Origin of the sequence: Vandammella animalimorsus (assembly GCF_002285265.1) — a bacterium.
Taxonomy (GTDB): domain Bacteria; phylum Pseudomonadota; class Gammaproteobacteria; order Burkholderiales; family Burkholderiaceae_C; genus Lampropedia.
Map to the genome: position 1 here is coordinate 288,823 of NZ_NSJB01000002.1, position 24,676 is coordinate 313,498.

24 protein-coding genes and 1 tRNA gene are annotated in these 24,676 nt (G+C 70.2%); 14 read left to right on the forward strand and 11 right to left on the reverse strand.

Features of this window, described 5'->3' with window-relative positions; genetic code table 11:
• Window positions 1-135: 135 nt before the first annotated feature.
• Window positions 136-1,599, forward strand: a complete 1,464-nt coding sequence (locus CK625_RS05705; RefSeq protein ID WP_095539327.1) for a DUF4139 domain-containing protein — start codon at window positions 136-138, stop codon at window positions 1,597-1,599.
• A gap of 307 nt (window positions 1,600-1,906) precedes the next feature.
• On the opposite strand, the gene arsC is transcribed toward CK625_RS05705, so the two are convergent.
• Genes arsC through argC form a run of 3 tightly spaced genes read right to left on the reverse strand, consistent with a single transcriptional unit; the run spans window position 1,907 to window position 4,024 of the window.
• Entirely contained in the window at window positions 1,907-2,290 is a 384-nt protein-coding gene (arsC, locus tag CK625_RS05710) for an arsenate reductase (glutaredoxin) (protein WP_095539425.1), read from the reverse strand.
• An 8-nt stretch (window positions 2,291-2,298) separates the two neighbouring features.
• Window positions 2,299-3,057, reverse strand: coding sequence for a MarC family protein (locus tag CK625_RS05715; protein WP_095539328.1), 759 nt, complete (start codon window positions 3,055-3,057; stop codon window positions 2,299-2,301).
• A gap of 52 nt (window positions 3,058-3,109) precedes the next feature.
• Complete coding sequence (argC, locus tag CK625_RS05720; protein ID WP_095539329.1) at window positions 3,110-4,024, reverse strand: N-acetyl-gamma-glutamyl-phosphate reductase; 915 nt, start codon at window positions 4,022-4,024, stop codon at window positions 3,110-3,112.
• A gap of 420 nt (window positions 4,025-4,444) precedes the next feature.
• On the opposite strand from argC, the gene sucC reads away from it, so the two are divergent.
• The 3 genes from sucC to CK625_RS05735 all read left to right on the forward strand — a co-directional run bounded on the left by sucC (window position 4,445) and on the right by CK625_RS05735 (window position 6,776).
• Complete coding sequence (gene sucC / locus CK625_RS05725; protein ID WP_095539330.1) at window positions 4,445-5,608, forward strand: ADP-forming succinate--CoA ligase subunit beta; 1,164 nt, start codon at window positions 4,445-4,447, stop codon at window positions 5,606-5,608.
• A 9-nt stretch (window positions 5,609-5,617) separates the two neighbouring features.
• Window positions 5,618-6,511: a succinate--CoA ligase subunit alpha gene (gene sucD / locus CK625_RS05730; protein ID WP_095539331.1), complete on the forward strand. Its 894-nt coding sequence runs from the start codon at window positions 5,618-5,620 to the stop codon at window positions 6,509-6,511.
• A gap of 190 nt (window positions 6,512-6,701) precedes the next feature.
• Window positions 6,702-6,776 (forward strand) — tRNA-Val (locus CK625_RS05735).
• A 178-nt stretch (window positions 6,777-6,954) separates the two neighbouring features.
• Here the strand turns inward: CK625_RS05735 and CK625_RS05740 are convergent.
• Window positions 6,955-8,568 carry a leucyl aminopeptidase gene (locus tag CK625_RS05740; protein ID WP_095539332.1) on the reverse strand — a complete coding sequence of 538 codons (1,614 nt, stop codon included), beginning with the start codon at window positions 8,566-8,568 and terminating at the stop codon, window positions 6,955-6,957.
• Between the two features lie 64 nt (window positions 8,569-8,632).
• On the opposite strand from CK625_RS05740, the gene lptF reads away from it, so the two are divergent.
• Genes lptF through cobJ form a run of 6 tightly spaced genes read left to right on the forward strand, consistent with a single transcriptional unit; the run spans window position 8,633 to window position 14,599 of the window.
• Entirely contained in the window at window positions 8,633-9,805 is a 1,173-nt protein-coding gene (gene lptF, locus CK625_RS05745) for an LPS export ABC transporter permease LptF (RefSeq protein WP_095539333.1), read from the forward strand.
• Window positions 9,802-10,953 carry an LPS export ABC transporter permease LptG gene (lptG, locus tag CK625_RS05750; protein ID WP_095539334.1) on the forward strand — a complete coding sequence of 384 codons (1,152 nt, stop codon included), beginning with the start codon at window positions 9,802-9,804 and terminating at the stop codon, window positions 10,951-10,953. The genes lptF and lptG overlap by 4 nt, the downstream gene beginning before the upstream one ends.
• Window positions 10,932-12,398, forward strand: coding sequence for a precorrin-3B synthase (locus CK625_RS05755; protein ID WP_095539335.1), 1,467 nt, complete (start codon window positions 10,932-10,934; stop codon window positions 12,396-12,398). The genes lptG and CK625_RS05755 overlap by 22 nt, the downstream gene beginning before the upstream one ends.
• The gene (locus CK625_RS05760) at window positions 12,320-12,949 is read left to right on the forward strand and encodes a precorrin-8X methylmutase (RefSeq protein WP_095539336.1); all 630 of its coding nucleotides are present in this window, start codon (window positions 12,320-12,322) and stop codon (window positions 12,947-12,949) included. Before CK625_RS05755 ends, CK625_RS05760 begins: the two co-directional genes overlap by 79 nt.
• A complete protein-coding gene (locus CK625_RS05765; protein WP_095539337.1) occupies window positions 12,939-13,706 on the forward strand; it encodes a precorrin-2 C(20)-methyltransferase in 768 nt (255 codons plus the stop codon). The genes CK625_RS05760 and CK625_RS05765 overlap by 11 nt, the downstream gene beginning before the upstream one ends.
• On the forward strand, window positions 13,700-14,599 hold the full coding sequence (gene cobJ / locus CK625_RS05770) for a precorrin-3B C(17)-methyltransferase (protein WP_095539338.1): 900 nt from the start codon (window positions 13,700-13,702) through the stop codon (window positions 14,597-14,599). Before CK625_RS05765 ends, cobJ begins: the two co-directional genes overlap by 7 nt.
• On the opposite strand, the gene CK625_RS05775 is transcribed toward cobJ, so the two are convergent.
• Window positions 14,563-15,327 carry a cobalt-precorrin-6A reductase gene (locus tag CK625_RS05775; RefSeq protein WP_095539339.1) on the reverse strand — a complete coding sequence of 255 codons (765 nt, stop codon included), beginning with the start codon at window positions 15,325-15,327 and terminating at the stop codon, window positions 14,563-14,565. The two genes, cobJ and CK625_RS05775, sit on opposite strands and share 37 nt — an antisense overlap.
• Here CK625_RS05775 and cbiT point away from each other — a divergent pair.
• Complete coding sequence (cbiT, locus tag CK625_RS05780; RefSeq protein ID WP_095539340.1) at window positions 15,326-16,573, forward strand: precorrin-6Y C5,15-methyltransferase (decarboxylating) subunit CbiT; 1,248 nt, start codon at window positions 15,326-15,328, stop codon at window positions 16,571-16,573. The genes CK625_RS05775 and cbiT overlap by 2 nt on opposite strands.
• A 20-nt stretch (window positions 16,574-16,593) precedes the next feature.
• Here cbiT and ppk2 read toward each other — a convergent pair whose 3' ends face one another.
• From ppk2 to CK625_RS05805, 5 genes are all read right to left on the reverse strand, one after another.
• Window positions 16,594-17,745, reverse strand: a complete 1,152-nt coding sequence (gene ppk2 / locus CK625_RS05785; RefSeq protein WP_095539341.1) for a polyphosphate kinase 2 — start codon at window positions 17,743-17,745, stop codon at window positions 16,594-16,596.
• 140 nt (window positions 17,746-17,885) lie between these two features.
• The gene (locus CK625_RS05790; protein WP_429001297.1) at window positions 17,886-18,611 is read right to left on the reverse strand and encodes a histidine phosphatase family protein; all 726 of its coding nucleotides are present in this window, start codon (window positions 18,609-18,611) and stop codon (window positions 17,886-17,888) included.
• Window positions 18,608-19,234, reverse strand: a complete 627-nt coding sequence (locus CK625_RS05795; protein WP_238945539.1) for a DUF4136 domain-containing protein — start codon at window positions 19,232-19,234, stop codon at window positions 18,608-18,610. The genes CK625_RS05790 and CK625_RS05795 overlap by 4 nt, the downstream gene beginning before the upstream one ends.
• Window positions 19,235-19,254: 20 nt before the next feature.
• A complete protein-coding gene (ttcA, locus tag CK625_RS05800) occupies window positions 19,255-20,241 on the reverse strand; it encodes a tRNA 2-thiocytidine(32) synthetase TtcA (protein WP_095539342.1) in 987 nt (328 codons plus the stop codon).
• Window positions 20,242-20,365: 124 nt separating this feature from the next.
• On the reverse strand, window positions 20,366-20,671 hold the full coding sequence (locus CK625_RS05805; protein ID WP_095539343.1) for a hypothetical protein: 306 nt from the start codon (window positions 20,669-20,671) through the stop codon (window positions 20,366-20,368).
• Window positions 20,672-20,908: 237 nt separating this feature from the next.
• Between CK625_RS05805 and CK625_RS05810 the strand changes: the two genes are divergently transcribed.
• From CK625_RS05810 to cobF, 3 genes are read left to right on the forward strand one after another with little or no spacing between them, the layout of a single operon-like run.
• On the forward strand, window positions 20,909-21,367 hold the full coding sequence (locus CK625_RS05810; RefSeq protein ID WP_095539428.1) for a cobalamin biosynthesis protein: 459 nt from the start codon (window positions 20,909-20,911) through the stop codon (window positions 21,365-21,367).
• Entirely contained in the window at window positions 21,364-22,182 is an 819-nt protein-coding gene (gene cobM / locus CK625_RS05815; protein ID WP_095539344.1) for a precorrin-4 C(11)-methyltransferase, read from the forward strand. The genes CK625_RS05810 and cobM overlap by 4 nt, the downstream gene beginning before the upstream one ends.
• Window positions 22,183-22,204: 22 nt before the next feature.
• Window positions 22,205-23,047: a precorrin-6A synthase (deacetylating) gene (cobF, locus tag CK625_RS05820; RefSeq protein ID WP_238945540.1), complete on the forward strand. Its 843-nt coding sequence runs from the start codon at window positions 22,205-22,207 to the stop codon at window positions 23,045-23,047.
• Window positions 23,048-23,177: 130 nt separating this feature from the next.
• Here cobF and CK625_RS05825 read toward each other — a convergent pair whose 3' ends face one another.
• Window positions 23,178-24,668 carry a S41 family peptidase gene (locus CK625_RS05825; protein WP_095539346.1) on the reverse strand — a complete coding sequence of 497 codons (1,491 nt, stop codon included), beginning with the start codon at window positions 24,666-24,668 and terminating at the stop codon, window positions 23,178-23,180.
• Between the last annotated feature and the right edge of the window lie 8 nt (window positions 24,669-24,676).

Sequence of the window (24,676 nt, forward strand, 5' to 3'; positions counted from 1 at the left end):
AAACCAGCCTGCGCAACCCTTTGCAGCGCGCTTGAACGTATAAAGCCGGATCGAGCAGGTCTTGGCAGGCCCAGAGCGTCTGGAATGCCTGCCGACGATGCCTTTTGACCAACAACCCCTAAGGAGTGAGACACCATGCCTACCCCCACCACATCGCACCTCACACGGCTGGGCCTGCCGGCCTGCATGCTGGGCCTGGCCGTCAGCGCCGCCGCTGCGCCAGCCGATGAAATCCAGAGCACGGCGCAAGAGCGCGAGTCGCTGGCCGTGACGATTTACAACGATGCGCTGGCGCTGGTGCGCGACACGCGGCGCGTCACGCTCGCCCAGGGCAGCAACCGCGTGGCGCTGCGCGAGGTCTCAGCCAAGATCATGCCGGAGACGGCCAGCCTGCGCGCCAGCGATGGCAGCGCGCTGGCGCTGCTGGAGCAGAACTTCGACTACGACCTGCTCAGCGACCAATCGCTGCTGAACAAGTACATCGGGCGCAGCGTGCAGGTCATCCGCACCCATCCGGCCACGGGGCAGGAGCAGCGCGAGAGCGCCACCGTGCTGTCCAACAACGGCATGCCCGTGCTGCAGTACGCCGACCGGGTCGAGACCGGCCTGCCGGCCAACGCCCGCCTGGCCTTCGACGGCGTGCCCGCGCAGCTGCGTGACCAGCCCACGCTGGTGCTGACGCTGCAGGCGCCGCAGGCCGGCGCGCAGCTGCTGGATCTGTCCTACCTCACGCAGGGCATTGGCTGGCGGGCCGACTACGTGGCCACGCTGTCGCACGATGAGAACAGCCTGGGCCTATCGGGCTGGGTGACGCTGGACAACCAAAGTGGCGTGGCCTACGAGAACGCGCAGCTGCAACTGGTGGCCGGCGACGTGGGCCGCGCGCCGCCCGAGCGGTACCGCGCCAAGAACCTGGAGATGATGGCAGCGCCAGTCATGGCCGCCCCCGCGCCGATGCAGCAGGAGGCCCTGTTCGAATACCACCTCTACACCCTGCCGCGCCCGACGACGATTGCCAGCCAGCAGACCAAGCAGGTCGCGCTGCTTTCGGCCAACGGCGTACCGCTGCGCAAGGAATACCGCCTGCAGGGCGAGCCGCACTGGTACTCGGTGCATGGCAGCGACACCCACTACAGCCCCGAGCTGGGCGAGCCGCGCAAGGTGGATGTGTTCGTCGAGTTCGACAACAAGGGCGGCGAGCTGGGCGTGCCCCTGCCCAAGGGCGTGGTGCGCGTGTACAAGGCCGACAGCAAGGGCCGCGCGCTGTTCATCGGCGAGGACCGCATCGACCACAAGGCCAAGGACGAGCAGGTGCGCCTGAAGCTGGGCAGCGCCTTCGACCTGAACGGCACCTGGAAGCGCCTGTCGGTGGACAAGCTCAGCGACAAGCTCTACGAAATCCGCGTGCAGATCGAGCTGCGCAACGCCAAGGAAGTGCCAGCCACCATCAAGGTGGTCGAGCCCATCGGCGGCCACTGGACCATGCAAAAGGAAAGCCACCCGCACAGCAAGGCCGCAAGCGGCCTGGCGCAATGGAACGTGGAGGTGCCCGCCGGCGGCAAGACGGTGCTGGACTACACCGTGCGCATGCAGTACTGATGCGCCTGGATGGGCGCGCCCCGCGCCGGCCACTGCGGCCGGGGTCGTTAGGGCGGCGTGTTCTGCTCGAACGTCGACAAATCCAAAACCTGGCCGCTGACTGGCATCGCCATCTCGCAGGTCGCTCTCGTCATGCCCGCGAAGGCGGGCATCCAGCGCCACCCTTGCGCATGAGAAGGGAATTGGCAAACGGCAGGGCCGCCCCTGTCGGCGTCGCAACTGGACACCCGCCTTCGCGGGTGTGGCGAGAGAAGGCGGCGCTTGCAGGAAATGTCTGCATGAGAATCAAAACCGCCCTAGCAGGCTCTTACAGAATGTCCAGCAGCGCCTCCACCGGCCTGGCCAGGCGCGTGCCCTTGGCGGTGACGACGAAGGGGCGGTTGAGCAGCACCGGGTGCGCGGCCATGGCGTCGAGCAGCGCCGCGTCATCGGCCTGGGCCAGTTGCAGCTCTTCATACAGCGCCTCCTTGGTGCGCACGGCTTCGCGCACCGTCAGGCCGCTGGCGGCAATCAGCTGCGCCAGTTGCGGGCGCGTCAGCGGGGTCTTGAGGTATTCCACCACCTGCGGCTGCAGGCCATGCGCCTGCAGCATCTCCAGCGCCTTGCGCGAGGTGCTGCAGCGGCTGTTGTGGTAGATGGTGGCCGCAGCGGCGGCGCTGGCGTTGGTGTCGGGAGTTGGGGTCGTCGTCATGGGCAAGCTCAATACAGGGAATCCACCGCACTGGGCGGCCTGCCGGGCGCTGCGGGCTGCGCAATCGGCCCCAGCGGGGTGACGCCGGTGCGGATGGCGTCGCTCAGCAGGCTGCCTGCGCCATCCCAGAAGATCTGCACCCCCAGGCACAGCAGGATGAAGGCCGAGAGGCGCAAGAACACCACGGTGCCCGTCTCGCCCAGCAGGCGCAGCAAATACTCCGCGTAGCGGTAGCTCAGGAAGATCAGCATGGCGATGCCCGCCAGGCCCAGCACCGCGCCGGCCGTGCGCACGGCCGCCAGCGCGATGGACGGCGAGGCCAGGCTGACCCCGACGGTGATCGCCGCAGAGATGGTGCCCGGCCCGCAGGTGATGGGAAACGAGAGCGGGAAAAACGCCTGCGAGCGCACCATCTCGGGCGTGTAGTTCTCGGCGATCTTGGCCGCGCGGGGCGACTCGGCGCTGTTGGTGGTCAACAGCCGCCAGCCGATGTTGGTCACGATCAGGCCGCCGGCCGTGCGCACGATGTCCAGCGAGATGCCGAACACGTCCAGCACCAGCGAGCCCAGCAGCGTGGCGCCCACCATCAGCAAGAAGACGTTGCGGGCAATGCGGCGCGCCAGCTCCTGGCGCATCTTGTCGGAGGCGCCTTCGGTCAGCGACAGAAAGATCGGCGCCGTGCTGGTCGGGTTGGCAATGGGCAGCAGCGTGGCCAGCGCCAGCAAGGCGCTGGTGCCAAAGGCAACGAGATAGCTGGCAATGTCCATGGCGAAAACGTGCGGGGGCGTTCGGCTGCGGCGGCGGCAAGAGGCCGGCGGATCAGGCCAGCCCCAGCATCAGCTTGAGGTTTTGCACCGCCGCGCCGCTGGCGCCCTTGCCCAGGTTGTCCAGCCGCGCCACGCACACGGCCTGGCGGTGCTGCGGGTTGCCGAACACGCGGATTTCCAGCCGGTTCGTGTCCTTCAGCGCCAGGGCGTCGAGCTTGCCGCTGTCGGTGGCCGGCTCGGCCGTGACCCATTCGCTGCCCGCGTAGTGCGCGGCGTAGATTTCGGCCAGGCGCTCGGGCGTGGGCTGGCCGGGCAGCATGTCCAGGTGCAGCGGCAACTCCACCAGCATGCCTTGCGGGAAGTTGGCCACGGCGGGCATGAAGATGGGCCGGCGCGTGAGGCGGCCGTATTGCATGATTTCCGGGATGTGCTTGTGCGCCAGGCCCAGCGCGTACAGCTCATAGGCGGGGGCCTGGCCGGCCTCGTAGGCTTCGATCATCTGGCGGCCGCCGCCGCTGTAGCCGCTGACGGCGGGCAGGGCCACGGGGTGGCCGGGCGGCAGCACGCCGGCCTCCACCAGCGGGCGCAGCAGCGCGATGGCGCCGGTGGCGTAGCAGCCGGGGTTGGCCACGCGCTGGGCCTGCTGCACGGCGGCGCGCTGCGCCGGCGACAGTTCCGGGAAGCCGTAGGTCCAGCCCTCGGCCACGCGGTGCGCGGTGCTGGCGTCGATGATGCGCGGCTTGTGGCCGGGCAGCGCGTCGATCATGGCCACGGATTCGCGCGCCGCGTCGTCGTGCAGGCACAGGATGACCAGATCCACCCCGGCCATGATGGCGCGCTTGGCCTCGGGGTCCTTGCGCAGCGCCGGGTCGATGCTGACCAGCTCCACGCCCGCCATGCCCTGCAGGCGCTCGCGGATTTGCAGGCCGGTGGTGCCGGCCTCGCCATCGATGAAGATCTTGGCCATGGGCTTTTCCTCTCTTTTTGAACAGGCCCTGGGGGAAGGGCCGCCGGGGTGAACAAGGGCGGCATGGCGCCATGCCATGGCCCGCCACAATGCCCCAGGTACACAAAAACACAGCGCCGCCCAATTGGCGGGCGCAGGCCCGGCCAATGGCCCCGGCTCTGCGTTGCGCGCCCGCCAGCGGGCGGCGTACAATGCGCGCGCCCGGCGCTCATGCCCGGCCGGCACAGCCTCTGGCTGCTGCGCATCGGGCGGGCATGATACATGAGCATGTTGCACATTGGCGCTCTGCTGCGCACATGCTTTTTCGCCACTCCCATCCCCGGCACTTGCTGGTCGGCCTGGCTGGGCCGCGGCGGGGTGCAGCATGGCTGCTGCGCACTGGCCGCATTCTTTCCACCTCCCCTCCCTAAGAGATCTCTCATGAAGATTCACGAGTACCAAGGCAAGGAAATCTTGCGCAAGTTCGGGGTGCCTGTGCCCCGTGGCATTCCCGCATTCACCGTGCAAGAGGCCGTCGAGGCCGCGCAAAAGCTCGGCGGCCCGGTGTGGGTGGTCAAGGCGCAAATCCACGCTGGCGGTCGCGGCAAGGGCGGCGGCGTGAAGGTGGCCAAGACCTTGGACGACGTGAAAACCCTGGCTGGCCAGATCCTGGGCATGCAACTGGTCACGCACCAGACCGGCGCCGAAGGCCAGAAGGTGCGCCGCCTCTATATTGAGGAAGGCGCAGACATCCAGCAGGAGTACTACCTCTCGGTCGTGACCGACCGCGCCAGCCAGAAGGTGGCCTTCATCGCCTCCAGCGAAGGCGGCATGGACATCGAGGAAGTGGCGCACAAGACGCCCGAGAAGATCGTCAAGGTCTTCGTCGATCCGCTCGCTGGCATGAGCGATGCGCAGGCCCAGGAGCTGGCCAAGGGCGTGGGCATGCCCGAGGACTCCGTGCCCCAGTTCGTGGACGTGTGCAAAAAGCTCTACCAGTGCTACATGGACACCGACGCCAGCCTGGTCGAGATCAACCCGCTCAACCGCGACAGCAAGGGCCACATCATCGCGCTGGACGCCAAGTTCAACTTCGACTCCAACGCCCTGTTCCGCCATGAGGAAATCGTCGCCCTGCGCGACCTGGACGAGGAAGACCCGGCCGAGGTCGAGGCTTCCAAGTTCGACCTGGCCTACATCAGCCTGGACGGCAACATCGGCTGCCTGGTCAACGGCGCGGGCCTGGCCATGGCCACCATGGACACCATCAAGCTCTTCGGCGGCGAGCCGGCCAACTTCCTGGACGTGGGCGGCGGCGCCACCCCCGAGAAGGTGACTGAGGCCTTCAAGATCATGCTGCAAAACCCCAAGGTCAAGGCCATCCTGGTCAACATCTTCGGCGGCATCATGAAGTGCGACACCATCGCCACCGGCGTCATCACCGCCAGCAAGGCCGTGAACCTGCAAGTGCCGCTGGTCGTGCGCATGAAGGGCACCAACGAAGAGCTGGGCAAGAAGATGCTGGCCGACAGCGGCCTGCCCATCATCAGCGCCGACACCATGGCCGAAGCGGCCGAAAAAGTCGTGGCCGCCGTCAAGAAGTAAGGAATTGCCATGTCGATCTACATCAACAAAGACACCAAAGTCATCACCCAGGGCATCACCGGCAAGACCGGCCAGTTCCACACCGAAAAGTGCATCGAGTACGCCAACGGCAAGAACTGCTTCGTCGCCGGCGTGAACCCCAAGAAGGCCGGCGAGAAGATTTTTGACGTGCCCATCTACGCCTCCGTCAAGGAAGCGGCCAAGGAAACCGGCGCCACCGTGAGCGTGATCTACGTGCCGCCCGCCGGCGCGGCCGCCGCCATTTGGGAAGCCGTGGAAGCCGACCTGGACCTGGCCATCTGCATCACCGAAGGCATCCCCGTCAAGGACATGCTGGAAGTGCGCAACCGCATGAAGGCCAAGGAGGCCGCTGGCGGCAAGAAAACCCTGCTGCTGGGCCCCAACTGCCCCGGCCTGATCACGCCCGACGAGATCAAGATCGGCATCATGCCCGGCCACATCCACAAGAAAGGCCGCGTGGGCGTGGTCTCGCGCTCGGGCACGCTGACCTATGAAGCCGTGGCGCAGCTCACCGAGCTGGGCATCGGCCAGTCCAGCGCCGTGGGCATTGGCGGCGACCCGATCAACGGCCTGAAGCACATCGACGTGATGAAAGCCTTCAACGACGATCCGGATACCGACGCCGTGATCATGATTGGCGAGATCGGCGGCCCCGACGAAGCCGAAGCCGCCCGCTGGTGCAAGGAGCACATGAAAAAGCCCGTGGTCGGCTTCATCGCTGGCGTGACCGCCCCTCCGGGCAAGCGCATGGGCCACGCCGGCGCGCTGATCTCCGGCGGCGAGGACACGGCCGAGGCCAAGCTGGCCGTGATGGAAGAGTGCGGCTTCAAGGTCACGCGCAACCCATCGGAAATGGGCAAGCTGCTCAAGAGCCTGCTCTAACACCCGCTCAAGCCATGCCGCCTGCCGACACGCTGGCGGCATGGCACGCACAAAAAAAACCTGCACAGACCCAGGCCTGCGCAGGTTTTTTTGTGGGCTCGCATGAAATTTGGCCATCGCGCCCGGCAAGCACAAAAAAAGATGGTATAGTGCGCGCTTGCCTTGAGGGGCACAGGATTTCAAATGCTTTGGGCGGTTAGCTCAGCGGTAGAGCACTGCCTTCACACGGCAGGGGTCACTGGTTCGAACCCAGTATCGCCCACCAAAGCCCAAAGGGGTTGGACGAAAGTCCAACCCCTTTTTTATTGCCTTTGCCGCGAGCAGGACAGACTTGCCCCTTCAAAAACCGTGCGGTGCAAAGCAGCGCCCGTTGGGCTGCCCTGCCCTCGGGCGCATGACGGCGGGATTGGGCGGGCATTCAAGCCCGCCGCGCCGGCTACTTATTACGTGCGCTTCCCAGCCGTGCGGGCCTTGCTGCGCGGCGCTGCGGGTTTCTTGCCGGCCTTGCTGGTCTGGTCGCCCGGCGATGCGGGCTTGCGCTGCGGCGCGGCCTGGGTCGTCTGGGGCGTGGTGGCCAGGCCCAGCAGATAGTGCATCAGCAGGCCCACGGGGCGGCCTGTGGCGCCCTTGGCGTTGCCGCTTTTCCAGGCCGTGCCGGCAATGTCCAGGTGCGCCCAGGGCCAGTCGCCGGCGAACTTTTGCAGGAACTTGGCCGCCGTCACGGCCCCGGCTTCGCGCCCGGCGACGTTGGCCATGTCGGCAAAGGGGCTCTTGAGGCCCTGGCCGTAGTCGTCGTCCAGCGGCATGCGCCAGCCCAGGTCCTGGGCGGCCTCGCCGGCCTGCAGCAGGGCCTGGGCCAGCGCGTCGTCGCTGGCGAACACGCCGCTGCGCACGCCGCCCAGCGCGATCACGCAGGCGCCGGTAAGGGTGGCGATGTCGATCACCGCGCTGGGCTTGAAGCGCGCCGCATAGCTCAGCGCATCGCACAGGATCAGCCGGCCTTCGGCGTCGGTGTTGAGCACCTCGATGGTCTGCCCGCTCATGCTGGTGACCACGTCGCCGGGCTTGATGGCCTTACCGCCTGGCATGTTCTCGGTGGCCGGCACCAGGCCGACGACGTTGATGCGCGGCTGCAGCCGCGCCAGGGCCTGGAAGACGCCCAGCACGCTGGCGGCGCCGCACATGTCGAATTTCATTTCGTCCATGCCGGCGGCGGGCTTGATGGAGATGCCGCCGGTGTCGAAGGTCACGCCCTTGCCCACCAGCACCACCGGCGGCTGCGTCTTGGGCGCGCCCTGGTAGTGCAGCTCGATGAATTGCGGCGGCTGGGCCGAGCCCTGCGCCACGGCCAGGAAGGCGCCCATCTTCAGGCGTTCGAGCTCGCGCTGCGCATGCACCCTGACGCTGATGCCCTTGGCCTTGGCCAGCTCGCGCGCGGTCTGCGCCAGGCGCGCGGGCGTGGCGTGGTTGGCCGGCAGATTGCCCAGCTCGCGCGCCAGCGCGATGCCTGCGGCCACGCCCAGCGCCTGCTCGAACGCGGCCTGGGCGCGCGCCTTGCTGGGCACGCCGAGCACGATTTTCTGCAGCGGCACTTCAGGCTCGCTGGGCTTGGTCTGGCGGTAGCAGTAGGCCGCCGCGCTCAGGGCCCGCGCCAGGGCCTGCACGGCGGCATCGTCCTGCGCGGCATCGCCCAGCGCCAGCACCACGGCTTTTTTCACGCCTTTTTGGCGCAGCTGCGCCGCCGCGCCTTCAATGGCCTTGCACAGCTGCGCGGGCGCGGCCTGGGCCGCGCCCAGCAGCAGGACTTTGCGCGCAGCGACTTGTGCGACACTGTAGAGCGCCAGTTGGCTGCCCACCTTGGCCGGGTCGAAGTCGCCGCTTTGCTGCGCCTGCTGCAGCAATTGCTCCAGCGCCGCCGCGCCTTCGCCCTCCGCAGTGGCCTGGGTCTTTGGCTTTTGCGGCTGCCCAGCCTCGGCCTGGGGCACCAGCACCAGCAGCAGGTCGGCCTTTTCCTGGGCTGCGCTTTGCAGGTTCAGGCTCTTCAATTCCAGCGTCATCGCCATGGCGTGTCTTTCTCCAATCGTTGCCTTGTTCGAGAGTTTTCTCATTCCGTCCTGAGCCATGCTGTTCGATGCCGCCTTGCGCAAGGATTTGTCGCGCACTTTCCTGGGGACGCTGACGGTGCTGTTGACCGTGGTCGTCACGCTGATGCTGATCCGCACGCTGGGCCAGGCCAGCAAGGGCTCGGTCAGTCCGTCCGACATTATGCTGGTGATGGGCTACACCGTTTTGGGCTACATGCCCATCGTGCTCAGCCTGAGCCTGTTCGTGGCCATCATCGGCACGCTGGCGCGCATGTACCAGGACAGCGAGATGGTGATCTGGTTCGCCAGCGGCCAGGGGCTGGCCGGTTTTCTCGCGCCGCTGCTGCGCTTTGCCTGGCCGCTGCTGCTGGCCATTGCCGTGCTGGCGCTGCTGGGCTGGCCCTGGTCGCAGGCGCGCATCCTGGATTTGCGCCACCAGTTCCAGCAGCGCAGCGATCTGGACCGCATCGCGCCCGGTGAGTTTCAGATTTCCTCCAGCGGCGAGAGCGTGTTCTTCGTCGATCGCGACAGCAGCTCGCTGGAGCAGGCGCGGCAGATTTTCTTCGCCCAACAGAGCGAGGAGCACAGCGCCGTGACCACGGCGCGCCACGCCAGCCTGGTGCAAGGCCAGGGCCAGAGCCGCATCGTGCTGGAGACCGGCCAGCGCGCCGAGCAGCTGCGCGGCCAGCGCCCGGCGCTGCGCGTGGCCGAGTTCGCGCAGTACGAGGCGCTGCTGCAGCGCGACCCGATCGGCACGGCGCAGGCCACGATCCGCTCCACCCCCACGCTGGAGCTGCTGGCGCGCATCCGCGGCGCGGCCCCGCCCGTCTCGCTGGCCGGGCCCGACGCCCCGCCGCCCAGCGCGCGCGAGGCCCAGCAGCTGCGCCGCGCCTACACGGCCGAGCTGGTCTGGCGCGCCGGCCTGGTGCTGGCAGCCGTCAACTACGTGCTGCTGGCGCTGGCGCTGACCAGCAGCAACCCGCGCTCGGGCCGCATGGGCCACATCGTCACGGCGCTGCTGGTGTTCGTGGTCTATTTCAACCTGCTCACGCTGGGGCAGAACTGGGTGGCGCGCGGCAGCGTGCCCGGCGGCGTCTGGCTGCTGGGGCTGCACGGCGGCGTGCTGCTGATCGGCGCTTTCTGGCTCTGGGCACGCAATGCGCAGTGGTCGGTGCAGCAACTGTGGCGCCGCCGGGAGGCCCTGGCATGAAGATCGTCACCCGCATGCTGCAAAAGGAAGTCATCGCCACCGTGGCGATGACCACCGCCGCCTTTCTGGCGCTGCTGCTGTTCTTTGACCTGATCAGCGAAAGCCGCTTCGTCAGCCGCAGCGGCGTGCAAAGCAGCTACGGCATGCTGCAGGCGCTCACGCACATGGCGTTCTCCGCGCCGATGCACGTCTATGAGCTGCTGCCCATCTGCGTGCTGATCGGCACCGTGTTCGTGATGGCGCGCTACGCCAAGACCTCGCAGTTCACCATCCTGCGCACCGGCGGCCTGGGGCCGGGCCAGGCGCTGCGCATCCTGCTGGGCGTGGGCCTGCTGTTCACCGTCGTGACCTTCGTCATGGGCGACTACATCGCCCCCTGGGCCGAGCGCTCGGCGCAGCTGCTGCGCGCGCAGCACCTGGGCGGGCGCATCGTCGCCGGCGGCGGCGCGGGCGCCTGGCTGCGCGAGCGCCATGGCGAGGGCTCGCGCATCGTCAGCGTCACCGCGCTGCAGGCCGATGGCCAACAGATGCAGGGCATCCGCATCTTCGAGTTCGCCGCCGATGGCCGCCTCAGCCGCCAGATCCACGCCGATAGCGCCCAGGTGCGCCCCGGCCTCTGGCAACTGCAGCAGGCGCAGGAGGAAACCCTGCCCGCGCAAACCGGCACGCCGGCACTGCAGGCCGATGGCAGCCTGGACGCCACGCTCACCCCCATACAGGTGCAACGGCACGACGAGCTGGCCTGGCCCACCGGCATCACCGGCGCCATGGTCAACGCCGCCATCCTCAAGTCCGACGGCATGTCCACCATGCAGCTGCTGGACTACGTGCGCCACCTGCGCGCCAACGACCAATCCACCCAGCGCTTTGAGCTGGAGCTGTGGCGCAAGGTGTTCTACCCGCTGGGCTGCCTGGTGATGGTGGTGCTGGCCCTGCCCTTTGCCTACCTGCACTTTCGCTCCGGCGGCATCGTCGGCTACATGTTCATCGGCATCCTGGTGGGCATCAGCTACCTGATGCTCAACGTGGTGCTGGGCTACATGGGCAATCTGCGCGGCTGGCCGCCGCTGCCCACGGCCGCCGCCCCGGCCGTGGCCTACACCCTGCTGGCGCTGGGGGTGTTCACATGGATGGTGCGCCAGCGCTGAGCTCCCCGCCGGGCGCAGCGGCCGTGCGCGGCTGGTGCCCGGGCGCCTGGCAGCCCATGGCCAGCGGCGACGGGCTGGTGCTGCGCGTGCGCCCGCCGCTGGGCCGGCTGAGCGCGCGCCAAAGCCTGCGCCTGGCGCGCCTGGCCCAGGCGCACGGCACGGGCGTGATCGAGCTCTCGCGCCGCGCCAACCTGCAGCTGCGCGGCCTGCAGGCCGCGCGCCACCCCGCCGTGCTGCGCGCGCTGGCCGCCTCCGGCCTGCTCGATGCCGATGCGCGCCAGGAGCGCCTGCGCAACCTCGTCATCGACCCGCTGTGGCAGCCCGGCGATGGCCTGCTGGCCATGGCCCAGGCCCTGCAGCAGGCGCTGGCGCACAGCCCCGGCCTGGATGGGCTGCCGGCCAAGTTCGGCTTTGCCATCGGCCATGCCACAGTTGGTGACAAGGCCGGCTCGGCCCCGCTGCCGGGCGACCTGCAACTGCTGCGCCTGCCGCCCACGCCCGGCCAACGCGAGGCCACCTGGCAGCTGCAAATCGACGGCCAGCCCTGGGCGCTGGCCGCGCCCGATGCCGCTGCCGCACTGGCCAGCGCCCTGGCGCTGGCGCAATGGTGCGCAGCCCAGGCCCAGCAGCGCCGCGCCCAGGGCCAGCACCCCGGCCGCATGGCCGGCCTGCTGGCGCACTGGCAGGCCCGCCACGGCCAGCGCCTGCCGCCCTGGCCGCTGCCGCCGGCAGTGCAGTTGCCGCCGCCCTCGGCACTGAATACCGCACCAGGCAAGGCACAGGCCAGCGCCCCTTCTGCCCCGCCCGAGGCGGGCTGGCTGCCCGGCCACGGCCTTTTGCTGGCCGCGCCGCTGGGGCGCATTGACGCGCCGGCGCTGGCGCGCCTGGCCCAGGCCCTGCCCCGGCTGGCGGCCACCGGCGCGAGTGCGCCCATGCTGCGCATCACCCCCTGGCGCATGCTGCTGATCGAGGCCGCGCAGCCGCCCAGCGCGCACTGGCTGCACCTGGCCGGGCTGGATGACGCCCGCCACTGGATCGGCCATGCCGACGATGCCCGCCTGCGCGTCTCGGCCTGCGCCGGCGCGCCGGGCTGCCGGCAGGCCCTGGCCCCCACCCAGCCACTGGCGCTGGCGCTGGCGCCGCAGGTGCCGCCGGGCCGGCACCTGCACGTCAGCGGCTGCGCCAAGGACTGCGCCCGCCCCGGGCAGGCCACGCTCACGCTGCGCGCCGTGCCCGGCGCAGGCCAGAGCCGCTTTGCCCTGCTGCCCCAGGGGGCCACACAAGCGCCCGGCCAGCCGATGGATGCCGCGGCGCTGCGCGACAATAGCGCCCTGTTTTTCCAGCAAGATTTCGAGCCAGGGCCCCCATGCCGCACATCTACGAAACCGACGGCGCCGCCATCTACCGGCAGTCCTTTGCCATCATCCGCAGCGAGGCGCAGCTGAGCCGCTTCGACGCCGACGAAGAGCCCGTGGTGGTGCGCATGGTGCACGCCGCCGGCCTGGTCGAGCTGGCCGAGCACGTGCAGTTCTCCCCCGGCATGGCGCGCGCCGCGCGGCAGGCGCTGCAGGCCGGCGCGCCCATCCTGTGCGATGCGCGCATGGTCAGCGAGGGCATCACGCGCGCGCGCCTGCCGGCGGTCAACCGCATCGTCTGCACGCTGCACGAGCCCGGCGTGGCCGAGCTGGCCCAGCGCCTGGGCACCACGCGCAGCGCCGCGGCGCTGGAGCTGTGGCGGCCGCAGCTGGCCGGCGCGGTGGTGGCCATCGGCAATGCGCCCACGGCCTTGTTCCATCTGCTGAACATGCTGCAGCAGCCCGACTGCCCGCGCCCGGCGGCCATCATCGGCTGCCCGGTGGGCTTCGTCGGTGCGGCCGAATCCAAGCAGGCGCTGCTGCAAGAGCTGCCCGCGCCCGCGCTGGTGGTGCGCGGCCGGCTGGGCGGCTCGGCCGTCACCGTGGCCGCCATCAACGCCCTGGCCAGCCATGCAGAGTAAGCCACTGCCTGCCGCCGCGCCGGGCGTGGTCTGCGTCGGCCTGGGCCCGGGCGACCCGGAGCTGATGAGCGTCAAGGCCCAGCGCCTGGTGTGCCAGGCCCGGCACGTGGCCTACTTCCGCAAAAAGGGCCGCCCCGGCCAGGCGCGCCAGATCGTGCAGGGCCTGCTGGCGCCCGGCGTGCAGGAGTACCCGATGGAGTACCCCGTCACCACCGAAATCGCGCTGCACAGCCCGGCCTACACGCAGGCACTGGCCAGCTTTTACGACCACTGGTGCCAGCGCCTGGCGCAGCTGGCGCGCGATGCGCAGGTGGTGGTGCTGTGCGAGGGCGACCCGTTCTTCTACGGCTCCTTCATGCACCTGTACACGCGGCTGCGCGCGCGCGGCGACGTGGCGCTGCAAGTCGTGCCCGGCATCCCCGGCATGGTGGGCTGCTGGCACGCCACGGGCCAGCCCATGACCTGGGGCGATGACGCCCTGGCCGTGCTGGCCGGCACCCTGCCCGAGGACGAGCTGGCGCGGCGCATGCACAGCGCCGAGGCGCTGGTGGTGATGAAGGTCGGCCGCAACCTGCCGCGCATCCGCCGCGCGCTGGCGCGCGCCGGCCGCCTGAACGACGCCTGGCTGGTGCAGCACGGCACCATGGCCAATCAGCAGGTGGCGCGGCTGAGCGAGGTGCCCGGCGACGCCTGCCCCTACTTCGCCATCGTGCTGGTGCACGGCCAGGGCCGCCGGCCGGAGGCCGCGCCATGCTGAACAACGCCAACGCCAACGCCAACGCCAACACCGGCAACGGCGCGGCAGCCGCTGCGGCGGGCCGCCTGTACATCGTCGGCCTGGGCCCGGGCGATGCCGCCCACGCCACGGGCGCGGCGCTGCAGGCGCTGCAGGCCGCCAGCGACGTGCTGGGCTACCAGCCCTATGTAGCGCGGGCGCGCCAGCTGCTGCAGGCCAGGCCCGGCGCGCAGGAGCCGGCCTGGCACGCCAGCGACAACCGCGAAGAGTTGGCCCGCGCGCGCCACGCGCTGGCGCTGGCCGCGCAGGGGCGGCAGGTGGCCGTGGTGTCCTCGGGCGATCCGGGCGTGTTCGCCATGGCCGCGGCGGTGTTCGAGGCCATCGAATGCGCCGCCGCGCCCGAGCGCGCGCAGTGGCTGGCGCTGCACATCGAGGTGCTGCCCGGCATCACCGCCATGCTGGCCGCCGCCGCGCGCGCCGGCGCGCCGCTGGGCCACGATTTTTGCTGCATCAACCTGTCGGACAACCTCAAGCCCTGGGCCGTGATCGAGCAGCGCGTGCGCCTGGCATTGCAGGCGGACTTCGCGCTGGCGCTGTACAACCCGCGCTCGCGCAGCCGCCCCGAAGGCTTTGTGCGGCTGCTGCAGCTGCTGCGCGCGCACTGCGAGCCCGAGCGCCTGCTGATCTTCGCGCGCGCTGTGTGCACGCCCGATGAGCAATTGCTGTGCTGCCCATTGCAGCAGGCCGAGCCGGAGATGGCCGACATGCGCACCGTGGTGCTGGTGGGCAATAGCCTCACGCGCCGCATCGGCACAGCGCAGCGGCACTGGATCTACACGCCGCGCCACTACCCAGGCGCGCCCGACTCGACCGCCGATCAGCCCCCCGCCCCAGTCGCAGGCAGCGCGCCATGAGCCAGCCAGTGCAGCACCGCCTCCACCCGCTCGGTGCGCGCGCGCTCGGGCAGTGCCGGGCGCTGCACCATCACCACCGGCAGGCCCAGCGCGCGCGCCGCATCGAGCTTGCCGCGCGTGGCATCGCCGCCGGCGTTCTTGGCCACCACCCAGCCGATGCCGTGCGCGCGCAGCAGCTGCACATCCTGCTCGGCGCTGAACGGCCCGCGCCCCAGCACCACCTGGGTGTGCGGCAGCGGCAGACTGCCCGGCTGCGGGGCATCGACCAGGCGCAGCAAATAAAAATGCTGCGGCTTGGCCGCAAAGGCCGCCAGCTGCTTGCGGCCAATGGCCAGGAAGACACGCGCGGCCGCGGCGGGCAGGGCCTGCGCGGCGGCGGCCATGTCCGGCACCTCGATCCAGGCATCGCCCGGCTGCGGCCGCCAGGGCGCGCGCTCCAGCGCCAGCAGCGGCGTGCCCGTGGCGGCGCAGGCCGCGCAGGCATTGCGGCTCATCTGCGCGGCGAATGGGTGCGTGGCATCGACCACATGGCTGATGCCCTGGGCGCGGATGAATTGCGCCAGCCCCTCTGGCCCGCCAAAGCCGCCGCAGCGCGTGGGCAGCGGCTGGGCCAGCGGCGCGCGCGTGGCGCCCGCGTAAGAAAACAGCGCCGCAATGCCGCTGGCGTGCAGCCGCTGCGCCAGCGCACTGGCGCCGCTGGTGCCGCCCAGCAGGAGCACATGCATCATGGCCGATTCCATTGACTCTCCTTGGTTGACTTTGGTGGGCCTGCACGAGGACGGCCTGCCAGGCCTGTGCCCGGCCGCGCAACAGGCGCTGGCCCAGGCCCAGACCGTCTTTGGCGCGCCGCGCCACCTCGCACTGGCCCAGGTGGCGCTGCAGCCGGCCGGGCGCGGCCGGCCCTGGCCCGTGCCCTTCGCCCTCGACGAGCTGCTGGCGCTGCGCGGCCGGCAACAAGTCGTGGCGCTGGTCTCGGGCGACCCATTCTGGTTCGGCGCCGGCGGCAGCCTGGCCGAGCACCTGGCGCCGCACGAATGGCGCAGCCTGGGCCAAAGCCCGACATTTTCGCTGGTGGCCGCGCAGCTGGGCTGGCGACTGGAGCACACCGATTGCCTGGGCCTGCACGCCAGCGCGCACCAGCAACTGCTGCCGCTGCTGGCGCCGGGCCGCCAATGCATTGCGCTGCTGCGCGACGGCGCGGCGGCGCTGGCGCTGGCGCAATGGCTGCAGGCCGAGGGCTGGGGCGCCAGCCCCTACTGGGTGCTGCAAGCCCTGGGCGGGCCCCAGGCGCGCTGCCGCCACTGGCCTGCGGCGCAGCAGGCCATCGCCGCCCTGCAGGCCGAGCCGGCCCAGGCCCCGGTGGCCGTGGCGCTACGCGCCACCGGCGGCCGCGCCCTGCCCGCCGCGCCCGGCCGCAGTGAGGACTGGTTCGCCCACGACGGCCAGATCAGCAAGGCCCCGGTGCGCGCGCTGACGCTGGCCGCGCTGGCGCCGGTGCGCGGCGCGCACCTGTGGGACATCGGCGGCGGCTCGGGCGCGGTGGCGGTGGAGTGGTGCCTGGCCGGCGGCAGCGCCACCAGCATCGAGGCCCTGCCCGCGCGTGCGGCCAACATCCGCGCCAATGCCCAGCGCTTTGGCCTGCAGCAGCGCCTGCAGGTGCTGCAGGGCAAGGCGCCCGATGCCCTGCAGCCGCAGGACGGCGCGCCGCCCTTGCCCACGCCGCAGGCGGTGTTCGTTGGCGGGGGCTTCGATGCCGCGCTGTTCGCCTGGCTGCAGGCGCAGCTGCCGCCCAGCTGCCGCCTGGTGGTCAACGCCGTGACGCTGCAGACCCAGGCCCTGCTGACGCAGCTGCACGGCCAGCACGGCGGGCAATTGCTGAAAATCGACATCGCCAGCGCCGCCCCGCTGGGGCGCATGCACGGCTGGCAGGCCGCGCGCACGCTGCTGCAATGGTGCTGGCAGCGCGGCGGCTGAACCTCTCGATCAAGGCGCCATCACAGCAGCGCGCTGGGCTTTTCGCCGCGCTCGTAGACCACGTGGGCGCGGCCGACGATCAGCGGGTCGAGCTTGCCGATTTGCTCCAGGCTCTTGCCGGTGTAGGGCAGCTTGTGCAGCACGTAGCGCATGGCGTTCAGGCGCGCGCGCTTTTTGCAGTCGCTCTTGACCACTGTCCAGGGGCTGTCGGCGGTGTCGGTCTCGAAGAACATGGCTTCCTTGGCGCGGGTGTAGTCGTTCCACTTGTCCAGGCTGGCCTTGTCGATGGGGCTGAGCTTCCACTGCTTGAGCGGGTGGCCCTCGCGCTCCTTGAAGCGGCGGCGCTGCTCGGCCTGGCTGACGCTGAACCAGAACTTGATCAGGTGCACGCCGCTGCTGACCAGATGGCGCTCGAACTCGGGCGCCTGGCGCATGAAGTCCTGGTATTCCTTCTCGCTGCAAAAGCCCATGACGCGCTCGACGCCGGCGCGGTTGTACCAGCTGCGGTCAAACAGCACGATCTCGCCAGCGGTGGGCAGGTGCTGCACGTAGCGCTGGAAGTACCACTGGCCGCGCTCGGTGTCGGTGGGCTTTTCCAGCGCCACCACGCGCGCGCCGCGCGGGTTGAGGTGCTCCATGAAGCGCTTGATGGTGCCGCCCTTGCCGGCGGCGTCGCGGCCTTCGAACAGGATGACCACGCGCTGGCCGGTTTCCTTGACCCAGGCCTGCAGCTTGAGCAGCTCGACCTGCAGCTTGAACTTTTCCTTCTCGTAGACGCTGCGGCGCAGCAGGTTCTTGTAGGGGTAGGCGCCATCGCGCCAGCCTGCGGAGAGCTCCTCATCCGGGTTGGGCCTGTCGCTCGCGCCCTTGCCGCTCTTGGCCAGCAGGGCCTTGCGCAGGGCCTCGCGGTCGTCCTGCGAGGCGCCGTCAATCAGTGCGCGCAGCGCATGGGCGCGCTGCTCGTTGGGGGCGCTGCCGCCGATGATGGTGGCAGCGGCCTCGGCCAGCTCGACATGGCGCGCCTGCGCGGCCTTGCCGGCCACGTGCTCTGCCGTGGCCTTGCGGCTGCTGGTGGGGGCCACGTCGCCCAGGCTGGCCTTGCGGGCGGCGGGTTTCTTGTTGGGGCGGGTCGCGGTGCGCTGGGCCGCAGCGGCTTTGGAGGTCTCGGCCATGGAAACTGCTCTCGGAGTAGGTAATGAAATGGATGGAAACGGCGTGGTGAAGGCGGCGGCACACGCAGGCACGCGGGCAGCGCCAACGCGCATTATCCCGCCGCCCAGGGCTTGGCAAGGCCTGCCCTGGCTGTGGCGGATCAAACGAAGTGCTGGGTGCCCAGGGCCTGCGGCCCTGGCTGCGGCGCGGGCAGCGCATCCAGATGCGCCACGTCGCCCCAGGCCAGCAGGCGCAGGCCCTGGGGCGTGCACAGCAGGCGGTGGATGGAGGTGTTTTCGATGCTCCAGCTGCGCGCGGCCTGCAGATCCAGCCCGGTGGCCTGGCGGTACAGCACATCGAGCACCCCGCCATGCGTGACCAGCGCGATGTGCTGGCCGGCATGGGCGGCGGCCAGGCGGGCGACGCAGGCCCAGGCGCGCTGTGCGAACTGGCGCAGCGATTCGCCCTGCGGTGGCTGGTAGTCGGGCTCGCGGCTCTGGAAGGCGCGGGCGCGCTGCGGGTCTTGCGCGCAGATTTGCGCCACGCTCAGGCCTTGCAGCTGGCCAAAGCAGCGCTCGCGCAGGCCGGCCTCGGCCTGCAGCGGTTTGCCCAGCCGCGCCTGCAGGGCCTGGGCCGTCTGCCAGGCGCGCGCCAGATCGCTGCTGTAGATGCAGGCGATGTCGGTCTCATCGGCCAGCGCCTGCGCCATGGCCTGTGCCTGGCGCAGGCCATGGGCGTTGAGTGCGATGTCGATGTGGCCCTGGATGCGCCCGTCCTGGTTCCAGGCCGTCTGGCCGTGGCGGATCAAGGTCAGGCGGGTGCCGCGCTGCCCGCCGGGCAAGTCAAAATCATCGGCGGCAGCGCTGGCCTGCTCGGGCGCGGTCACGGCGCCAGCTCGCGGCGGATGCGGCGCGGCCCTTGGGGCGGCGTGGGAAAGCCATCGAGCGCGGCATCGAACAGCGAGCGGAAGATGGCCTCGTCGTCGCGCCAGATGTCGTCGTAGCGCGCGCTGCTTTCATAGACCACGCGGCCCTGGGCATCACGCAGCAGCAGGCGCACTTCGCGCAGGTAGAGCGTGGGCGGGCGCTCGCGCCAGCTGCCGTAGTAGCCATGGCCGCCCCACAGCGGGCCGGGCCACCAGCCCCAGGGGTCGGGCCAGGCCGGGCCGTAGTGGGGCCAGTCGGGCAGGTAGCGCTGCGATTGCGCGCCCAGCTCCAGGCGCAGCGCACCGTGTGCGTCGTCGCGCTGCAGGCCCACACGCGCCAGCGCCTCTGTGGCCTGGCGCTCGATCATGCGGCGGTAGGGGGTGTCCTGCTGCTGCGAGGGCAGGCGCTCGATGCGGTAGCTGGCCGGCTGGGGCATGGCCGCCAGCGTGGAATAGGCGCGCACTTGCTGATCGATCACGCGCGTGCTGGCGCAGCCGCCCAGCGCCAGGGCGGCCGCTGCCAGCACGGCCGCAGCCAGTGCTGCGCCGGCGCGCCGGGGGGCCGCCGGGGCGGGGCGGCGCAAGGGGTGTTCCGTACGAAGATTCAAGAAGAACATGCCGTCCAGGCCTCCGCATGGGGCGCCGCTGGGGCTGCAGGGGCGACGCTGACGCGGATGCCCAGCGTGTCGCCCGCGGCCGCAGGGGCAAAGGATTCGGTGAAGGTGTCGGGGTCAAAAGCGATGTCGCCCTCGGGGCTGGCCACGCCGGTGGCCCTGGCATGGCGGAAGTCGTGCAGCTTGGGGTCCATCATGTGCGTGGTCACGACGTGCTGCATGGCGCGGAACATGCTCTCCAGGCGGCCGGGGTATTGCCGATCCCAGTCGCGCAGCATGTCGCCCACGATCTGGCGCTGCAGGTTGTCCTGGCTGCCGCAGAGGTTGCAGGGGATGATGGGGAACTGCTGGTACTCGGCCCACTGGCGCGTGTCTTTTTCCGGGATGTAGGCCAGCGGGCGGATCACCACGTGCTTGCCATCGTCGCTGACCAGCTTGGGCGGCATGCCCTTCATGCGCCCGCCGAAGAACATGTTCAGCATCAGCGTCTGCAGGATGTCGTCGCGGTGGTGGCCCAGCGCGATCTTGGTGCAGCCCAGGCGCTCGGCCACGCTGTAGAGGATGGCGCGGCGCAGACGGCTGCACAGGCCGCAGGTGGTCTTGCCCTCGGGGATGACGCGCTTGACCACGCTGTAGGTGTCCTGCGTCTCGATGTGGAAATCCACCCCCTGGGCGCGCAGGTACTCGGGCAGCACGTGGTCGGGAAAGCCCGGCTGCTTCTGGTCCAGGTTCACGGCCACCAGCGAAAAGCGCACCGGCGCGCGCTTTTGCAGGCGGCGCAGGATGTCCAGCAGGGTGTAGCTGTCCTTGCCGCCGGACATGCAGACCATGACCTTGTCGCCCTCCTCGATCATGTTGAAGTCCAGGATGGCGCGGCCCACCTCGCGGCACAGGCGCTTTTCCAGCTTGATGGCTTCGCGCCGCGCCTTGTCGGCGGCCTTGGCGCTGCTCACGGGTTGTTCGGCAATCGTGTTCATGGGGGCGGTGCGCAAATGAAAGCGCCACCTGGGCGGCGGCAATGCGCCGATTCTACCCAGAGCGCACTGAAAGGCCTGCCCCTTGGGTCTGCCCAGCGGCTGGGCAGACGGTTTCAGAGCCTGTTCAGAAGTTCACCGACATGGCCGGAATGTCCACCTTGATGGCCGGCTTGCCCAGCGCCGCGATGGTGGCGGCGGCAAAGCGCTCGCTCCAGGTCTTGTCGCGCAGCAAGGAGGCGCCGGCCGTGGCGGCAATGGCCAGCACCTTGTCGGCAATCAGCACCTTGCCGCTGGCGCGCATGGGCTCACAGTCGAGCTCGACGAACTGCGCGTCCAGCCACTGCCGCGCCTCCTGGGGCGAAAGCTCCTGATGCGCCGGCAGGCGGAACTCCTGGCCAGCGGCCAAAACGACGTTGACTTCTCTTTGCACAGTCTGTCTCCTTTCATGGGTGGCAGCGCGCCGCAGCGGCGGCGCTGAACAAACTGCCAAGTGTAGGCGAGCTTGGCTGCCGTGCAGCACTGGCGCAGACCGGGGAAAACCCATAGCGCCCCATGCCCCGCGCGCCACCGCAGGCAACGCCCCGCGATGGTCCCGCGCTGGCCGCAGCGCGCCGCCACAGGGCCTACACTGCGCGCTCTGCCGCACCGCCCGCTGCCCCCATTCGCGATGACGCCCGCCCCCTGCCCCCCCGATGCCGCCCCGACCCGCCTGGCGCTGGGCATTGGCCTGCGCGCCGGCGCCCAGGCCGCGGCCCTGCATGCGCTGTGGCAGCAGGCGCAGGCGCTGCTGCCCGCGCTCACGCCCGCTGCCGTGCAGGCCGTGGCGGCGCTGCCGCACCGGGTGGCGCACCCGGCGCTGGCGCAATGGCTGGCCGAGTGCGGCCTGGGCCGGGCGCACACCGTGGCCGTGCCGCCCCAGATGCTGGCGGCCCAGCCCACGCACACGGCCTCGCCGCAATCGCTGGCGCGCTATGGCTGCGGCAGCGTGGCCGAGGCCTGCGCGCTGTGGGCCGCCGCCAGCGCAGGAGGCCACGCCAGCCTGCTGCTGCCGCGCCTGGTGGCCGCCTGCGGCAGCGCCACCCTGGCCGTGGCCACCCCATCGAGCTTGCAAGGACTTTGCCCATGACCGTGCATTTCATCGGCGCCGGCCCCGGCGCTGCCGACCTGATCACCGTGCGCGGGCGCGAGCTGCTGGCGCGCTGCCCGGTGTGCCTGTATGCCGGCTCGCTGGTGCCCGGCGCGCTGCTGGCGCACTGCCCGCCGGGCGCGCGCATCGTCAACACCGCGCCGCTGAGCCTGGATGAGATCGTCGCCGAGATGGCCGCCGCCCACGCCCGCGGGCAGGACGTGGCGCGCCTGCACTCGGGCGATCTGTCCGTCTGGTCGGCCATGGGCGAGCAGCTGCGCCGCCTGCGCGCGCTGGGCATCGACTACAGCCTCACCCCCGGCGTGCCGGCCTTTGCCGCCGCCGCCGCCGCACTGCAGGCCGAGCTGACCCTGCCCGGCCTGTGCCAGTCGGTGGTGCTCACGCGCACCCCTGGCCGCGCCAGCGCCATGCCCGAGGGCGAGCGCCTGGCCGCCTTTGCCGCCACGGGCGCGGTGCTGGCCATCCACCTGTCCATCCACGTGGCGCAGCAGGTGCAGGACGAACTGCTGCCGCACTACGGCGCCGACTGCCCGGCGGCCATCGTCTGGCGCGCCAGCTGGCCGGACGAGACCATCGTGCGCAGCACCGTCGGCCAGCTGGCGCAGGCCGTGGCCAGCCACATGGAGCGCACTGCGCTGATCCTGGTCGGGCGCAGCCTGCAGGCCGAGCACTTTGCCGAAAGCCGCCTGTACGCCGCCGACTACGACCGCCGCTACCGCCCGGTGGGCGATGCGCCGCGCTTTGCGCACGACGCGCAGGCGCTGGACACGGCCACCGACCGCCCCCGCCGCTGAACTGCCGCACGGAGCAACGTCCATGACCGCCCAAACCGCCCCACCCCAGCCCATGGACCTGCCCGCGCTGGAGCTGACGCTCATCGGCATCGGCACCGGCAACCCCGGGCACCTGACGCGCCAGGCCGAGGCGGCCATGCGCGCGGCCGATCTGATCCTGTTGCCGCACAAGGGCCAGGACAAGGCCGAGCTGGCCGCCGTGCGCCAGGCGCTGTGCGATGCCGTGCTCGGCGCCGATGCCGCCCGGGCCTGCATCGCCGGCTTCGACATGCCGCTGCGCCGCAGCGAGGGCGGCGATTACCTGAACCAGGTCGATGAGTGGCATGCCGCCATCACCCAACGCTGGCAGGCGGCCATTGCCCAGGCGCTGGCGCGGCAGCCGGCGCTGCGCCAGGCCAAGGCCGCGCTGCAGGTGGCGCTGCTGGTCTGGGGCGATCCGGCGCTGTACGACAGCACTCTGCGCATTGCCGCGCGGCTGCGCCCTGCGCCGCAGCGCGTGCAGGTCGTGGCCGGCATCACCGCCATGCAGGCGCTGACGGCCGCGCACGCGCTGGCGCTCAACGACATCGGCCAGCCTTTTCTGGTCACCACCGGGCGGCAATTGCGCGAGCACGGCTGGCCCCAGGGCGTGGACACGCTGGTGGTGATGCTCGATGGCCAGTGCAGTTTCGAGGCCTTGCCCGCCGAGCTGGCGCAGCAGCTGCACATCTGGTGGGGCGCCTACCTGGGCATGCCCCAGCAATTGCTCGACAGCGGCCCGCTGCCCCAGGCCGGGCCGCGCATCGTGCAAACCCGCGCCGCCGCACGGGCGCAGCACGGCTGGATCATGGACACCTATCTGCTGCGCCGCCAGCCGCAGGGCTGAGCGCCCGTCCGGCTGCAAAGGCCCGCCCCAACGCAACAGCGGCCCATGGCTTTGCGCCATGGGCCGCTGGTTTTTCATGCCGGGCGGCGGGCCTTTTGCTCAGGCCTTTGCACAGGCCCTTGACAAGCCCTTATTTGGATTGGAGCTTGGCTTTCTCTGGCGCCGCCGCCGCAGCCTGCTGCCCGGGCGCGGCCTCGTCCGCATCGCGCTGGGCCACCTTGACCGGCAGGCCCTTGAGCTGGTTGATGGCCTGCTGCAGCTGGAAGTCCTCGGGCGAGCCGAACTGCGGCAGGCGGCGCAGGGGCTTGCCGTCGTTGTCCTGCGTTTCCTTCTCCAGGCGCTTGAGGGCCTGCTCGCGCTCCTTTTCCTTGCGCGCGGCTTCTTCCGGGTCGTCCTCGTTGCCCAGGTGCTTGTGCAGATCGGCCTCGCGCACGCGCAGCGAGGCATAGGGGCTGCCCTCGGCGGTTTCGTCCAGCTCGATGTCCGGCGCAATGCCCTTGGCCTGGATGGAGCGGCCCAGCGGCGTGTAGTACAGCGCCGTGGTGAGCTTGATGCCCGAGTCCGGGCCGAGCTGGCGCACGGTCTGCACCGAGCCTTTGCCAAAGGTCTGGCTGCCCATGATGGTGGCGCGCTTGTGGTCCTGCAGCGCGCCGGCGACGATTTCGCTGGCCGAGGCCGAGCCTTCGTTGACCAGCACCACCAGCGGCACTTTCTTCACGCCCGAGGGCAGGCGCTTGAGCGGGTCGTTGCCGCCGATGGGAAAGCGCCTGGGCATGTAGTCGGCCGGGCTGGTGGTGAAGGTGGCCTTGCTCTCGGCCAGCTGGCCGTTGGTGGTGACCACGGTCACATCCGGCGGCAGGAAGGCGGCCGAGACGGCGATGGCCGCATCAAGCAGGCCGCCCGGGTCGTTGCGCAGATCCAGCACCAGGCCCTTGAGCTGGGGCTCCTTGGCGTAGAGCTCGGCGAGCTTGTTGACGAAGTCGTCCACGGTGCGATCCTGGAACTGCGACAGGCGCAGCCAGGCGTAGCCCGGCTCGATGATCTCGCCCTTGACCGAGCGCGTCTTGATCTCCTCACGGGTGATGGTGACGGTGAAGGTGCGGCTCTCGTCCTTGCGGAAAATGGTCAGCACCACCTGGGTGTTGGGCTCGCCGCGCATGCGCTTGACGGCCTCGGTCAGGCTCAGGCCCTTGACGGCCGTGTCGTCGATCTTGGTGATCAGGTCGTTGGTCATCAGGCCGGCGCGGTCGGCTGGCGAGCCCTCGATGGGCGAGACGACGCGGATCAGCCCGTCCTCCTGCGAGATTTCGATGCCCACGCCCACGAAGCGGCCGGTCGTGCCTTCGCGAAATTCCTTGAAGCTGGACTTGTCGAAATACTGCGAGTGCGGATCCAGGCTGGCCACCATGCCGGAGATGGCGTCCGTGATGAGCTTCTTGTCATCGACCGGCTCGACGTAATCCGTCTTGATCAGGCCATACACGGCCGCCAGTTGCTGGATTTCCTCCAGCGGCAGCGGCGCCACAGCATTGCGCGCCAGCGGCTGCAGCGAGAAGGTGGCCAGCGCGCCGGTGAGTATCCCGACGCCCACCCACGCTGCGGTTTGCATTTTTTGTCTCATAACACCGA

Coding starts and splice junctions, on each gene's coding strand:
- CK625_RS05705 (WP_095539327.1), top strand. CDS start 136: ATGCCTACCCCCACCACATCGCACCTCACACGGCTGGGCCTGCCGGCC.
- arsC (WP_095539425.1), bottom strand. CDS start 2,290: ATGACGACGACCCCAACTCCCGACACCAACGCCAGCGCCGCCGCTGCG.
- CK625_RS05715 (WP_095539328.1), bottom strand. CDS start 3,057: ATGGACATTGCCAGCTATCTCGTTGCCTTTGGCACCAGCGCCTTGCTG.
- argC (WP_095539329.1), bottom strand. CDS start 4,024: ATGGCCAAGATCTTCATCGATGGCGAGGCCGGCACCACCGGCCTGCAA.
- sucC (WP_095539330.1), top strand. CDS start 4,445: ATGAAGATTCACGAGTACCAAGGCAAGGAAATCTTGCGCAAGTTCGGG.
- sucD (WP_095539331.1), top strand. CDS start 5,618: ATGTCGATCTACATCAACAAAGACACCAAAGTCATCACCCAGGGCATC.
- CK625_RS05740 (WP_095539332.1), bottom strand. CDS start 8,568: ATGACGCTGGAATTGAAGAGCCTGAACCTGCAAAGCGCAGCCCAGGAA.
- lptF (WP_095539333.1), top strand. CDS start 8,633: ATGCTGTTCGATGCCGCCTTGCGCAAGGATTTGTCGCGCACTTTCCTG.
- lptG (WP_095539334.1), top strand. CDS start 9,802: ATGAAGATCGTCACCCGCATGCTGCAAAAGGAAGTCATCGCCACCGTG.
- CK625_RS05755 (WP_095539335.1), top strand. CDS start 10,932: ATGGATGGTGCGCCAGCGCTGAGCTCCCCGCCGGGCGCAGCGGCCGTG.
- CK625_RS05760 (WP_095539336.1), top strand. CDS start 12,320: ATGCCGCACATCTACGAAACCGACGGCGCCGCCATCTACCGGCAGTCC.
- CK625_RS05765 (WP_095539337.1), top strand. CDS start 12,939: ATGCAGAGTAAGCCACTGCCTGCCGCCGCGCCGGGCGTGGTCTGCGTC.
- cobJ (WP_095539338.1), top strand. CDS start 13,700: ATGCTGAACAACGCCAACGCCAACGCCAACGCCAACACCGGCAACGGC.
- cbiT (WP_095539340.1), top strand. CDS start 15,326: ATGGCCGATTCCATTGACTCTCCTTGGTTGACTTTGGTGGGCCTGCAC.
- CK625_RS05775 (WP_095539339.1), bottom strand. CDS start 15,327: ATGATGCATGTGCTCCTGCTGGGCGGCACCAGCGGCGCCAGTGCGCTG.
- ppk2 (WP_095539341.1), bottom strand. CDS start 17,745: ATGGCCGAGACCTCCAAAGCCGCTGCGGCCCAGCGCACCGCGACCCGC.
- ttcA (WP_095539342.1), bottom strand. CDS start 20,241: ATGAACACGATTGCCGAACAACCCGTGAGCAGCGCCAAGGCCGCCGAC.
- CK625_RS05810 (WP_095539428.1), top strand. CDS start 20,909: ATGACGCCCGCCCCCTGCCCCCCCGATGCCGCCCCGACCCGCCTGGCG.
- cobM (WP_095539344.1), top strand. CDS start 21,364: ATGACCGTGCATTTCATCGGCGCCGGCCCCGGCGCTGCCGACCTGATC.
- cobF (WP_238945540.1), top strand. CDS start 22,205: ATGACCGCCCAAACCGCCCCACCCCAGCCCATGGACCTGCCCGCGCTG.
- CK625_RS05825 (WP_095539346.1), bottom strand. CDS start 24,668: ATGAGACAAAAAATGCAAACCGCAGCGTGGGTGGGCGTCGGGATACTC.